The 12,846-nt window shown below is 63.3% G+C and carries 10 protein-coding genes; 4 read left to right on the top strand and 6 right to left on the bottom strand.

The features are described from left to right. Entirely contained in the window at nt 1–687 is a 687-nt protein-coding gene (locus tag B9Z47_RS02515) for an SET domain-containing protein (RefSeq protein WP_108329651.1), read from the bottom strand. 97 nt (nt 688–784) lie between these two features. Between B9Z47_RS02515 and B9Z47_RS02510 the strand changes: the two genes are divergently transcribed. Together B9Z47_RS02510 and B9Z47_RS02505 are read left to right on the top strand one after the other, a co-directional pair. Then, nucleotides 785–3,706, top strand: a complete 2,922-nt coding sequence (locus B9Z47_RS02510) for a DNA topoisomerase III (protein WP_108329650.1) — start codon at nt 785–787, stop codon at nt 3,704–3,706. Nucleotides 3,707–3,726: 20 nt separating this feature from the next. Continuing rightward, complete coding sequence (locus tag B9Z47_RS02505) at nt 3,727–4,701, top strand: threo-3-hydroxy-L-aspartate ammonia-lyase (RefSeq protein WP_199226238.1); 975 nt, start codon at nt 3,727–3,729, stop codon at nt 4,699–4,701. Between the two features lie 172 nt (nt 4,702–4,873). Here the strand turns inward: B9Z47_RS02505 and putA are convergent, their stop codons facing one another. Next, complete coding sequence (gene putA, locus B9Z47_RS02500) at nt 4,874–8,713, bottom strand: bifunctional proline dehydrogenase/L-glutamate gamma-semialdehyde dehydrogenase PutA (RefSeq protein WP_199226237.1); 3,840 nt, start codon at nt 8,711–8,713, stop codon at nt 4,874–4,876. Between the two features lie 108 nt (nt 8,714–8,821). Here putA and B9Z47_RS02495 point away from each other — a divergent pair, with 108 nt between their 5' ends. Next, a complete protein-coding gene (locus tag B9Z47_RS02495; protein WP_108329648.1) occupies nt 8,822–9,295 on the top strand; it encodes an Lrp/AsnC ligand binding domain-containing protein in 474 nt (157 codons plus the stop codon). Between the two features lie 32 nt (nt 9,296–9,327). On the opposite strand, the gene B9Z47_RS02490 is transcribed toward B9Z47_RS02495, so the two are convergent. The 3 genes from B9Z47_RS02490 to B9Z47_RS02480 are packed head-to-tail and all read right to left on the bottom strand — an operon-like array spanning nt 9,328 to nt 10,416. Next, nucleotides 9,328–9,636 carry an addiction module antidote protein gene (locus tag B9Z47_RS02490; RefSeq protein ID WP_108329647.1) on the bottom strand — a complete coding sequence of 103 codons (309 nt, stop codon included), beginning with the start codon at nt 9,634–9,636 and terminating at the stop codon, nt 9,328–9,330. Further along, entirely contained in the window at nt 9,633–9,962 is a 330-nt protein-coding gene (locus B9Z47_RS02485) for a type II toxin-antitoxin system RelE/ParE family toxin (RefSeq protein WP_108329646.1), read from the bottom strand. Before B9Z47_RS02485 ends, B9Z47_RS02490 begins: the two co-directional genes overlap by 4 nt. A gap of 34 nt (nt 9,963–9,996) precedes the next feature. Next, nucleotides 9,997–10,416: a hypothetical protein gene (locus tag B9Z47_RS02480; protein WP_146185743.1), complete on the bottom strand. Its 420-nt coding sequence runs from the start codon at nt 10,414–10,416 to the stop codon at nt 9,997–9,999. 158 nt (nt 10,417–10,574) lie between these two features. Here B9Z47_RS02480 and B9Z47_RS02475 point away from each other — a divergent pair, with 158 nt between their 5' ends. Beyond that, nucleotides 10,575–11,468: an NAD(P)-dependent oxidoreductase gene (locus tag B9Z47_RS02475; protein WP_108329644.1), complete on the top strand. Its 894-nt coding sequence runs from the start codon at nt 10,575–10,577 to the stop codon at nt 11,466–11,468. Here B9Z47_RS02475 and B9Z47_RS02470 read toward each other — a convergent pair. Next, a complete protein-coding gene (locus tag B9Z47_RS02470; RefSeq protein ID WP_108329643.1) occupies nt 11,458–12,840 on the bottom strand; it encodes a leucine-rich repeat-containing protein kinase family protein in 1,383 nt (460 codons plus the stop codon). The two genes, B9Z47_RS02475 and B9Z47_RS02470, sit on opposite strands and share 11 nt — an antisense overlap. Between the last annotated feature and the right edge of the window lie 6 nt (nt 12,841–12,846).

Genomic DNA, 12,846 nt, shown 5'->3' with positions numbered 1-12,846 from the left:
TCAGGGATGCTTGACAGCGGCTTGGCTGCGCTTGCCGGCCTTTTGAGGCTTTTCCGCCTGTTTCAAAGGCTTGATCGCCTTGGTTTTTTTATTGTTGGCGTCGGCTTTCACCTTGGCTTCGGGCTTGGCTTTGCCTTTGGACTTGTCTTTGACCTTGGTTTTTTTCTGCGCGGGCGTCTTGGGCGTGGCCGGGCGGCGTTTGGGCGACAGCAGGGTGCCCCGGCAGTTGGCACTGCCGCACCAGCAGGGGTATTCGGCCTTGAGCTTCTTGGTGTAGGGCTCGTCGATGATCAGGCCGTAGTCGTAATTGAGCTCTTCACCGGCTGAAATGTTGCGGATGGCCTTGATGAAGATGCGGTCGTTTTCTTCGTCGGCCTCGCAGTTGGCGTCGCAGCTGTGGTTGATCCAGCGCGACGAATTGCCGCCGTGCAGCGCGTCGATCACCCGGTCTTCATTCACATGGAAGTAAAAGGTGTGGTTCGGGTCGCTGGGGTCGTGCGGGTGGCGGTCCTGCGCCTCGTCCCAGCTGATGATCTCGCCCACGTATTCGATGACGGTCTCGCCCTCGGCAATGTCTTGCAAGGCAAACACGCCCTTGCCATGCACGCCGGAGCGGCGCACCTGAATGCGCTTGCCGGATGCGCGTGGCGTGGAACGGCTGGGGGTCGGAGCAGGTGTTTTGGCCACGGCGTTGAAAAATTTGTTATGGTGAATTCATGTGGGCGTGCGCGTGAGCGCGTGCCCGAGCGCGTGCGCACACGCGAGACAACGGGATTGTAATGACATGAAGACATTGGTAATTGCAGAGAAGCCTTCGGTGGCACAAGACATCGTGAAAGCCTTGACGCCGACTTCCGGCAAGTTCGAGAAGCACGACGACCATTTTGAGAACGACACCTATGTGGTGACGAGCGCCGTGGGCCACCTGGTGGAGATCCAGGCCCCTGAACAGTACGACGTGAAACGCGGCAAGTGGAGCTTTGCCAATCTCCCCGTCATTCCGCCGCACTTTGACTTGAAGCCCGTGGACAAAACCAAGAGCCGCCTCACGGCCGTGGTCAGGCAGGCCAAGCGCAAAGACGTGAGCGCCCTCATCAACGCCTGTGACGCGGGCCGCGAGGGGGAGTTGATCTTTCGCCTGATCGAGCAGTACGCAGGCGGGGCCAAACCGCTGAACAAGCCCGTCAAACGCCTGTGGCTGCAGTCCATGACGCCCCAGGCCATCCGCGATGGCTTTGACAGCCTGCGCAGCGAGCAGCAAATGCAGGGCTTGGCCGATGCCGCCCGCAGCCGGTCTGAAGCCGACTGGCTGGTGGGCATCAACGGCACCCGCGCCATGACCGCGTTCAACTCGCGTGATGGCGGCTTCTTTTTGACCACCGTGGGCCGGGTGCAAACGCCCACGTTGGCCGTGGTGGTCGAGCGCGAAGAGCAAATCCGCAAATTTGTGAGCCGCGACTACTGGGAAATCCACGCCGAGTTCGGTGCTGCGGCTGGCACGTATCCGGGCAAGTGGTTTGACCCCAAATGGCGCAAAGAAGAAGACGCCGAGAAAAAGGCCGACCGCAAGTGGACCGCTGCCGAAGCCCAAGCCATCGTCGAAGCGGTGCGCGGCCAAACCGCCAGCGTGACCGAAGAGGCCACGCCCACCACGCAAGCCAGCCCCGGCCTGTTTGATCTGACCAGCTTGCAGCGCGAGGCCAACGGCAAGTTCGGCTTCTCGGCCAAGACCACGCTGGCCCTGGCCCAAAGCCTGTACGAGCGCCACAAGGCCCTGACCTACCCCCGTACCGACTCTCGCCACCTGCCCGAAGACTACGTGCCCGTGGCGAAAGAAACGTTCGAGATGCTGGCCGACAGCGGCATGCGCCACCTGGCCCCGCACGCGCTCACGGCGCTGAACAACAACTACGTGCGCAAGATCCCGCGTGTGTTCGACAACAAAAAGGTCTCGGACCACTTCGCCATCATCCCCACGCTGCAAGCGCCCAGCGGTCTGTCCGAGGCCGAGCAAAAACTGTATGACCTGGTGGTGCGCCGCTTCATGGCGGTGTTCTTCCCCAGCGCCGAATACCAAGTCACCACCCGCATCAGCGTGGCCGCAGGCCACAGCTTCAAGACCGTGGGCAAGGTGCTGGTCAAGCCGGGCTGGCTCGCCATTTACGGCAAAGAAGCGGCCGCTGAAGTGGAAGACGCCAAAGACGGCGACAAAGGCCAGAACCTGGTGCCGGTGCAGCCGGGCGAGCAGGTCGGTGTGGATTCTGTCGAAGCAAAGGGCCTGAAGACCCGCCCACCGGCCCGCTATTCAGAAGCCACGTTGCTGGGTGCCATGGAAGGCGCGGGCAAGATGGTGGACGACGACGAACTGCGCGAGGCCATGCAGGAAAAAGGCCTGGGCACGCCAGCCACCCGCGCCGCCATCATCGAAGGCCTGATCAACGAGAAATACATGCTGCGCGAAGGCCGCGAGATGATCCCGACGGCCAAGGCCTTCCAGCTCATGACGCTGCTGCGTGGCCTGCAGGTGGAAGAACTCTCCAAGCCCGAGCTGACCGGCGAGTGGGAATACAAACTGGCTCAGATGGAGCAAGGCAAGCTCAGCCGTGCCACCTTCATGGCCGAGATCGCGGCCATGACCGAGCACATCGTCAAGAAAGCCAAAGAATACGACCGCGACACCGTGCCGGGCGACTACGCCACCGTCAGCACGCCTTGCCCCAATTGCGGCGGCGTGGTCAAGGAAAACTACCGCAGGTATACCTGCACAGGTGCCGACGGCACGAGCGACGGTTGCGGCTTCTCGTTTGGCAAGTCGCCAGCCGGCCGCACCTTTGAGCCCGCCGAAGTCGAGCAGTTCATGCGCGATAAAAAGATCGGCCCGCTGGACGGCTTCCGTTCCAAAGCCGGTTGGCCCTTTGTGGCCGAAATGGCGCTCAAATACAACGAAGAAGAGAAAAACTGGAAGCTCGAGTTCGACTTCGGTGACGACAAAAAGAACGAAGAGAGTGGCGAGATTGTCGAGTTCACCGACGAAGCCCTGGGCGCTTGCCCCAAGTGCGGCAGTCCGGTGCACGAGCACGGCAGCAACTACGTGTGCAGCAAAGCCGTGCCCACAAACGAGCAACCCACTCCGAGCTGCGACTTCAAGAGCGGCAAGATCATCTTGCAGCAACCGGTCGAGCGCGAGCAGGTCAGCAAACTGCTGGCGACCGGCAAAACCGACCTGCTCGACAAGTTCTTGAGTAACCGCACCCGCCGCACCTTCAAGGCCATGCTGGCTTGGAACCCCGAAGAGGGCAAGGTGACGTTTGAATTTGAGCAACGCGAAGGCGGCAAGAAATACCCACCGCGCAAAACGGCAGCCAAAACGCCTTTTGGCAAAGCGGCAGCCAAAAAGACGGCCGCCAAAACTGCCAAATCAGCCGCTGCCAAAAAAGCGGCCAAACCTGCCGCCGAAAAAGCCCCGCGCAAAGCCGCCGTGGGCACGCTCAAGCCCAGCCCGGCCCTGATGGCCGTGATCGGCGACGGCACCTTTGCACGCACCGAAGTGGTCAAAAAAATGTGGGACTACATCAAGGCCAACGGCCTGCAAGACCCGGCCGACAAGCGCTCCATCAAGGCCGACAGCAAGCTGCAAGCCGTGTTCGGCAAAGACCAGGCCACCATGTTCGAGCTGGCCGGCATCATCGGCAAGCACCTGAGCTGACCCGTTCTGGTAGAGCCCGCATGACCGATGCCGTGACCCTGCCCACGTTTGACGATGTGCTGGCCGCTGCAGCTCGCCTGCAGGGGCATGCCCACCGCACCCCGGTGCTGCAGTCGCGCACCCTCAACGCGCAACTGGGGGCACAGGCCTTCATCAAATGCGAAAACTTCCAGCGCATGGGGGCCTTCAAGTTCCGGGGGGGCTTCAACGCCCTGTCGCGGCTGTCACCTGCCGAGCGCCGGGCCGGGGTGGTGGCTTACTCCTCGGGCAACCACGCCCAGGCCGTGGCCTTGTCGGCGCAGATTCTGGACATCCCGGCCACCATCGTCATGCCGCACGATGCCTCGCCTGCCAAGTTGGCTGCAACCCGAGGCTATGGGGCGCAGGTGGTGGGCTACGACCGTTACAAGGACGATGCGTTGGCCATGGCGCAGGGCATTGCCGCAGCACAGGGCAGTCGCTTCATTCCACCGTTTGACCACCCGGATGTGCTCAGCGGCCAGGGCACAGCCGCGCTGGAGTTGTTTCAGGAAGTGGGCGAGCTCGATGCCCTGTTTGTGTGTCTGGGCGGTGGCGGCCTGCTCAGTGGCAGCGCCTTGTCGGCCAAAGCCCTGTCTCCCCGCTGCAAAATTTACGGCGTGGAGCCCGAAGCGGGCAACGATGTGCAGCAGTCCTTGCGCCAAGGTCAGCGGGTGCGCATTGCCACCCCGGTCACGATTGCCGATGGCGCACAAACACCCTTGGTGGGCGAGATCACTTTCGAGATCATCCGGCGGCTGGTGGACGACGTGCACACCGTCACCGATGCGCAACTGATCCAGGCCATGCGTTTTTATGCCGAACGCATGAAGATGGTGGTCGAGCCCACGGGCTGTTTGTCGCTGGCTGCGGCCATTCAGGCAGCCGAACAGCTCAAGGGCCAGCGGGTGGGCATCATCATCAGCGGCGGCAATGTGGACCTGGCCCGCTTTGCGCAGTTGCTAAGCCAAGGCTGAGCCCCTCTGTCAAAGCGTCAAAGGCGCCAGTTCACAGATACAGACGCCAATCCTTGTCTGGGCCAGGGCAATCCTGTGCGCCGAGCGTGCACCGAGGGCCGCCGCCGAACCAAGCTCGCAGCCAACGCGCCAGGCTCGCTGGACCTGAAACCCAGGGCCTGCTGAGTCCGGATCAGGCGCTGAGCGTCATCAGGCTGGCGTTGCCCCCCGCGGCTGCGGTGTTGGTGCTGATGCTGCGTTCACACACCAGGCGCGCAAGTGCGATGGCCTCATCGCCCCGGCGCAGGGCCGTCAGGCTGATGAGAGCCCCGGGCCGCTGGGCCAGGGCTTGCAAGGTGTGCAGGCAGGTGGCTGCATCGGCGTGCAGCAAGGCCACGTCCGCCGGGGCTGCGATCAAATCGGTTTCGATGCCCACCTGAGCCTGCACCGCTGCGGGCAGGCTGACCCAAAGCGCCCGGGCCGAAGTGGGCCACAGCGCACGCGCCCCCACCGCCAACACAGCAGCCAACTGGTTCAGGCGGTCGAGGTCGACCCCTTCGTGATCACCCGTCAGGCAGAGCACCCGTGCGCGGGCCTGCACACGGTAAACATTGCGCTCGCCCGTGGGGCCGGTGAGCCAAGCTTGCAAACCGGCCGGATTGCAGGTCGCCATGCGGGCGCACAGGTGGGCCAACTGCATACGCTTTTGCGCTGCAGCCCAGTCGTGCAAGGCTTGCAGAGCGGGCGTGGCATGGGGCAAGGCGGTCGCACCGCTGGCCTGCACGCTGCGCAAAGCGGCGTCCTGCGGACAGCGTGCCAACAAGCGCAGCAGGTACAGCGGGCCACCCGCCTTGGGGCCGGTACCCGACAGGCCTTCGCCACCAAAAGGCTGCACACCCACCACCGCGCCGACCATGTTGCGGTTGACATAGACATTGCCCGCGTGGGTGTGGTCAATGACCTGCGTGATGGTTTCCTCGATGCGCGAATGCACGCCCAGCGTGAGCGCGTAGCCGGTGGCGTTGATGGCTTGCAACAGCTCGGGCAGCTGGCTGCGGGCATAGCGCACGATGTGCAGCACTGGGCCAAACACTTCACGCTCCAGTTGCGCGATGCTGTCGATTTCGATCAGTGTGGGTTGCACGTAGGTGCCTGCGGGCCACGCTTCGGGCGCGTTGCGGGAGATGCGGTGCACTCGGCAGCCGCGCTGCTGCATGGCTTGCACATGCGCTTCGATGCCAGCGCGTGCCCGTTCGTCGATCACCGGGCCAATGTCCACCGACAGATTTGCTGGTGTGCCCAGCGTGTTTTCAGCCATCGCGCCTTGCAGCATCTCGATCAGGCGGTCTGCCACATCGTCCTGCACACAGAGCACACGCAGGGCCGAGCAGCGCTGGCCTGCGGCCTCAAAGGCCGAGGCCACGGCGTCGGTGACGACCTGTTCCAGCAAGGCCGACGAGTCGACCACCATGCAGTTCTGTCCACCGGTCTCGGCGATCAGGGGCACAGGCTGGCCGTGTGCGTTCAGGCGTTCGGCCAGTGCGGCTTGCAGCACGCGGGCGGTCTCGGTGGAGCCGGTGAACATCACGCCTTGCACGCGGGCATCGCCTACCAGTTGCATGCCCACTTCGCGGCCCTGGCCCGGCAGCAGTTGTACAGCGGCCCGGGGCACGCCCGCTTGCCACAAGGCCTGCACGGCCAGCGCGGCCACGGCGGGCGTGGACTCGGCGGGCTTGGCCAGCACCGTGTTGCCGGCAGCCAGAGCGGCGGCGACCTGGCCTACAAAAATCGCCAGCGGAAAGTTCCACGGACTGATGCACACCACCGGTCCCAGCGGCGTATGGGTGCGGTTGTCAAAATCGCGCTGCACCTGCGCGGCGTAGTAGCGCAAGAAGTCCACCGCCTCGCGCAACTCGGCCACGGCATGGCCCCAGGTTTTTCCGGCTTCACGCACCAGCAGCGCCATCACGCGGGGCGCATCGGCCTGCAACAGATCGGCCGCGTGCGCCAGCAGCGCGGCGCGTTGTGCGGGTGGCGTGACGGCCCAGGCGGGGGCGGCTTCGCTGGCGGCTTGCAGGGCAGCGTCCACATCGGCCGCGCTGGCATATTGCACCGTACCCAGCACGTCGCTGTGGTCGGCAGGGTTGCGCAGGGTGATGCGTTCAGCACCCGCAAAAGGGGTGGCCAGCAGAGGCGTCACTGTCACAGGCTGCACCTGCGCCTGCATGTCTGCTGCCAGTTGGCGCAGCGTGGGTTCGTGCGCCAGATCGGGCCCATGCGAATTGCGCCGCGCCGCGCCATACAGCTGCGCGGGCAGCCCGATTTGCGGGTGCGGCTGGCCGGGGCTGGTGTCGTCACGCTGGGCGTCTTCTTCGGTGCGCGTCACCGGGTCTTGCACCAGATCGCCGATGGACACGCTGGCGTCGGCCATGCGGTTCACGAAGGAGCTGTTGGCCCCGTTCTCAAGCAAACGGCGCACCAAATAAGCCAGCAGGGTTTCGTGCGTGCCCACGGGCGCGTAGATGCGGCAAGGCCGCTGGAATGATGTCTCCCCACGCAGGCTCACTTCGTGTAGCCCGCTGCCCCCCGAGGGGGTGCTCGCGCCTTGGGATGGCCCGGCGGCGCTCGCTCGCCCGACCACCTGCCGGTACAGCGGCTCGCCCATGCCGTGCAGGCACTGGAACTCGTACTGGCCCGGCGTGTAGTCCCCGCGCAGCTCTTGCGCCATGTGCACGATGGCCGCCAGCGTGTGTGCGTTGTGCGTCGCAAATTGCGGGTACACCGCCTCGGGCGCGGCCAGCAGCTTTTGCGCGCAGGCCAGGTACGACACATCGGTGTGGTGCTTGCGGGTGTAGACCGGGTAGTCGCTTTGGCCGTCTTGTTGGGCGCGTTTGATTTCGCTGTCCCAATACGCGCCTTTGACCAAGCGGACCATCAGCCGGTGGCCGGTGCGGTGTGCCAAGTCCACCACAAAGTCGATCACCAACGGACAGCGCTTTTGGTAGGCCTGAATCACGAAGCCGATGCCGTTCCAGCCCTGCAGGCTGGGGGCCAGGCACAGGGCTTCGAGCAGGTCCAGCGAGATGTCCAGGCGGTCCACTTCTTCGGCGTCGATGTTCAGGCCAATGTCGTAATGCCGGGCCAGCTCGGTGAGCTTCAACACGCGGGGGAAAAGTTCGTCCATCACGCGCTGGTGCTGGGCGCGGCTGTAGCGCGGGTGCAGGGCCGACAGCTTGATCGAGATGCCGGGGCCGCCCACCACGCCTTGCCCGTTGGATGCCTTGCCGATGGCGTGGATGGCGTTTTCATAGGCCTGCATGTAACGCTGCGCGTCGGCTTCGGTCAGGGCCGCTTCGCCCAGCATGTCGTACGAGTAGCGAAAGCCTTGCGCTTCCATATCGCGAGCGCGGTGCAGGGCCTCGTCGATCGTCTCGCCGGTCACGAACTGCTCGCCCAGCATCTGCATGGCCAGCTGCACGCCCTGACGGATCAGCGGCTCACCACTCTTGCCGATCAGCCGGGTGAGCGAGGCCAGCATCGCGCCCTCGCTGTGTGTGGCCACCAGCTTGCCCGTGAGCAGCAGGCCCCACGACGCGGCGTTCACAAACAGCGAAGGGCTGCGGCCCACATGCTGCTGCCAGTCGCCCTGGCCGATCTTGTCGCGGATCAGCGCGTCACGCGTGGCGGCATCCGGAATGCGCAGCAGCGCTTCGGCCAGACACATCAACGCCACGCCCTCTTCGCTCGACAGCGCGTATTCCTGCATCAGGCTTTGTACGCGGCCGGCACGGCCGCTCTGCTGCGGGCCTTCGCGCATGCCCGTCACCAGTTGACGGGCCAGTGCGTCGGTGCGCTCGGCTTGTGCGGGGCTCATGCGGGCAGCGGCCAGCAGCGGGGCCAGGGCTTGCGCCTCGGGGAGGCGGATGGCTTGGGCGATGGCTTCGCGCAGGGCGCCGCGCTTGGGCAGCGGGCCGCCGGGGGTGAATCGGGCGCCTGCTGGGGGGGTGATCGGTGAGAGGTGAAGGGAAGTCATGGGTGCGTTCATGGTGGCAGCCTCGCTGGTTTGCATGAATCGCCATCATCCGGATTGACTGCAAAATATTTCACTGAAATATCAGGTTTTCAATGAATAATATGAATCATGAGCACCGAAACCCCGGACATCGACCGCACCGACCGCCGCATCCTCGATCTGCTGCAGCGCGACGGCCGCATCAGCAATCTCAAGCTGGCTGAAAGCGTGGCTTTGTCGCCCACGGCGGTGCTGGCGCGGGTGCAGCGCCTCACGCGTGAGGGCTTCATCCTGGGCTACGAGGCGCGCCTGAACCCGCTCAAACTCGGCGCGGGGATGATGGTGTTTGTGGAAATCCTGCTCGACCGCACCAGCCCCAATGTGTTCGAGCAGTTCAAGGCGGCGGTGCAGGTGCGCCCCGAGATCATGGAGTGCCACATGGTGGCCGGGGGCTTTGATTACCTGCTCAAGACCCGCGCCGCCGACATGAACGCCTACCGCGAATTTGCGGGCACCGTGTTGTGGCAGCTGCCCGGCGTGCGCGAGACGCGCACTTATGCGGTGATGGAAGAAGTCAAAAATACCACGGCACTGGCTTTATGAATCTGGGCGGTTGTGATTGAAAAACACCCACATCACGACCGCGCTACCGACAAATGCAGTCCGGTCGCGTTCAAAACGGCCAGCCATGTCTTGAGTGTGGGGTTGCCACGTGGACTGAGTGCCCGGTAAAGGCTTTCACGCGGCATGCCGGCTCTCTCAGCAACCGCAGACATGCCTTGCGCTTCGGCAATGTGCCGCAAAGCTGCGAGCAAAGCCTGTTGCCCGCCAGGTTGATCGGCTTGGTCAAGTGCAACGGCCAGGTACTCGTTGGCAAATTCAGGATCGGCCTTGAGCATGTCCACAACGGCTTCGTCATGTGGGCGGCTGGTCGTGGTGGTCATTTGTGCTTTCTCCTGTGTTGCCAGTCCATCCAGTATTGGTGGGCTTTTTCAATGTCGGCTTGTTGTTTGCGTTTGTCACCACCCACCAACAGCAAGATCAAGCGCTGACCTGCCTGCGCGTAGTAAATTCGATAACCCGGTCCCCAATCGATTCGGGCTTCCCAAACGCCCTCGCCAACGGGTTTCACGTCCCCTAAATTACCACTGGCCATTCGACCGACGCGAATCAAAATTCGGGCTCTGGCTTGTCGGTCGGCCAGGGTGATCAACCATTGGGCATAAGGATCATCGCCTTGCGCTGTCAAGTAGTCACGAACTTCAAACATTGTGAATTATAAGTTACAAGCTAATTTGACAACATCACATTGACATGCCTGCAGCCACGACGAGTGCACCAGCAGCAGCCAACGAGGTCCAAGCCCCGGTGATGTTGCCCCAGTAAACCAGTCGGGCCAGACCTCTCCCGCCCGAGGCCAAGCCTCTGTCTTGCGTGATGGCGGCCAAGGGGGTTGCGATGGCGAACGCATAACTGGAAGTGACCAAAGCGACAACGATCAGCCATTTGAGGGCCGCAGAGACCGACAAAAAAGGCAGTATGGCCGCGACGCTGAACATCAATACTGCGCCCAGACAAAGGCTTTGGTGCGCGACACGCCATGAGTTCACCACCTGAGCAGTCGCCCCGGACTTGATGGCTTTTGCATAAGGCGCGCCATACAACAAGGCCGCCAACAGCACCACGGCGCCATGAAAAATCAAATGGCGTGAGGATGTTTCCAAAAAATAAGCCCCTGACAAGTTTTGAAGTCGGCCACTATAGCCGCAAGCTCATCTGAAAGAATCATTAAGTTTGCGGTTGAAATTACACACGCGACACCCCCACCCTGCGCAATCTTCCAGAATGGTTGCCTCTCATTCACCACACACCAGAGACTCACATGCAACACATCGGATTTGTGGGCGCTTCGGGTTTGATGGGCCATGGCATGGCCAAGAACATCCGGGCCAAGGGGTTTGATTTGTCGATTTCGGTGCACCAGCGCACCGCGCCCGTGCAGGACCTGTTGGCCGCAGGTGCCCGCCAGGTGGGCAGTTATGCCGACTTGGCCGCCTGTGATGCGGTGCTCATTTGTGTGACCGGCTCGCCACAGGTCGAGGCGGTGGTGGCCGGGCCGGGTGGTTTGCTGTCCAAGGCCCGCGCGGGCCTGATCGTCATCGACACCTCCACCAGCGAGCCCGAGTCCACCCGTCGCTTGGCCGCACTGTGCGCCGAGCAGGGCGTGATTTATGTGGACGCGCCGCTCACACGCACGCCCATCGAAGCCGAGGCGGGCAAGCTCAATTCCATGGTGGGGGCGTCGCCTGGGGTGTTTGCCCGCATCGAGCCTGTGATTCGCGCCTACAGCGAAAACGTGTTCCATGTGGGCGAGATGGGCGCAGGCCATGTCATCAAATTGCTCAACAACTTCGTGGCGCAAGCCATTTGCACCGCCACAGCCGAGGCCTTTGCCGTGGGGGCCAAGGCGGGCGTGGACTTGAATCAGCTGGTGCAGGTCATCTCTGCCGGCGGGGTCAATTCGGGCCTGTTCCAGCTGATGAGCAAAACCTTGCAGGGCGACTACGGTGCGATGAAGTTCGAGCTGAACAACGCGGCCAAGGATTTGCGTTATTACTCGCACCTGGCCGACAGCATGAAAGTGCCCTCCATCATCGGCACCAGCGTGCACCAGGCCCTGAACACGGCCGTGGCTTTGGGTTATGGCAGCGAGATGGTGCCCTCGCTGGTCAAGGCGCAGGCCCATCTGAATCAGGTCACGATCGTCAAGGCTTGAGGGTTTGGAGGGCTTGCGCCACTTCGGCTGCATTGGGCCGCTGACGCGGTTGCGCTGACAGGCATGCACGGGCCAGTGCTTGCAAGGTTTGGACAGCTGCGTCGGCTGTTGAAACATCTGCTGTTGAGGACGGGCCTGACTTCTGAACCCAAGGCGTGTGGTCAGAGGTTGGTGATGAGGACTGCACCGCAAGGGCCAACTCTTCCAACAAACACCCCAAGGCCCTCACCTCCAGCGCCAGCAGGCTTTGACGCAGTTCGAGCTGATCGGTCGGCAGCCGAGTGGCCGCGCCAAAGTCGCCCAAACGGGCATGACCGTGCACCGGGTCGATGAGGATGTTGTGCGCGTAAAGGTCACCATGCATCACACCGCGTTGGTGCAGGTGTGCCACGGCACCGGCCACATCACAGGCGATGCCCAGGGCCAAAGCGGCTGAGAGCTGAAAGCCCGGCGGGTACACGTCGCGGGTGCAGCTTTGCAAACTGGGCGGACCCGCCAGATTGATGTGCGCCGCAGGGATCAGCGGCATGAGCAAACCCTGAGCCTGCGCGGGGTGGCCTGCGAGCCGCGCCACGGGCGTGGTGAGCACGGGGTGCTGCCCTGCTGAGAGGCAGGCGGCCAGTTCGTCTTCGGGCAGGCCGTCGCTGGTCACCTCGCCTTTGAACAGCTTGAGCGCCAAGGGCTGCGGCCAGGCCGAGGCTTGCACTTGGTAGATGTGGCCCGAAGCGCCCTCGCCCAGCAGCGGCCCGTGGGTCAGATCGGGCCAGGCGATGCTTGGCAACGAAGAAGCCGCATCCGCAGCAGAAAAAAACCAGTCCATGGCATTGCCCGCCAGCGCCAGCCAGGACAGGCGCGGCAGCTCGGTCAGCCAGCCAGGCACCTCGGTCAGGCGGTTGGCCGACACGCGCAGCAGCTCCAGGTGCTGAGCGCTTTGCAGGCTGTCGGGCAAGGCCTGCAGCCGGTTGCCCGCCAGCATCAGCTTTTGCAATGCCGGGCGTTGACCCAGTTCAGCGGGCAAGCGGTGGATCGCGTTGTCGGTGAGCGTGAGCCAGCGCAAAGCGGGTGGCAGCGCGGCAGCTGGCACATCCGCTATGCGATTGGCCTTGAAGCCGACCATCTGCAAGCTGGGGCAATCGCCCAGCACTTCGGGCAGTACCTCAAAGTCGTTGTCCGAGGCAAACAGGACCTGCAGCTTGTGCAGGCGGCTCAGTTGGTGAGGCAATTCGCGCAAGCGGTTGCCACTCAGGTTGAGCACCTCCAGCGTGTCGGCCAGGGCAAAAATCTCGTCGGGCAGTTCGGTCAGGCCACAAGCCAAGTCCAGGCGGCGCGTGCCCGCCAGTGCACCGCTGCGCAGTTGTTCAAGGGTGTGCATGGGTGC

Origin of the sequence: Limnohabitans sp. 2KL-1, from assembly GCF_003063435.1 — a bacterium.
Lineage (GTDB): Bacteria > Pseudomonadota > Gammaproteobacteria > Burkholderiales > Burkholderiaceae_C > Limnohabitans_A.
The sequence above is the reverse complement of the archived record's forward strand: the minus strand, read 5'-3'. Positions and strand labels throughout refer to the sequence as shown.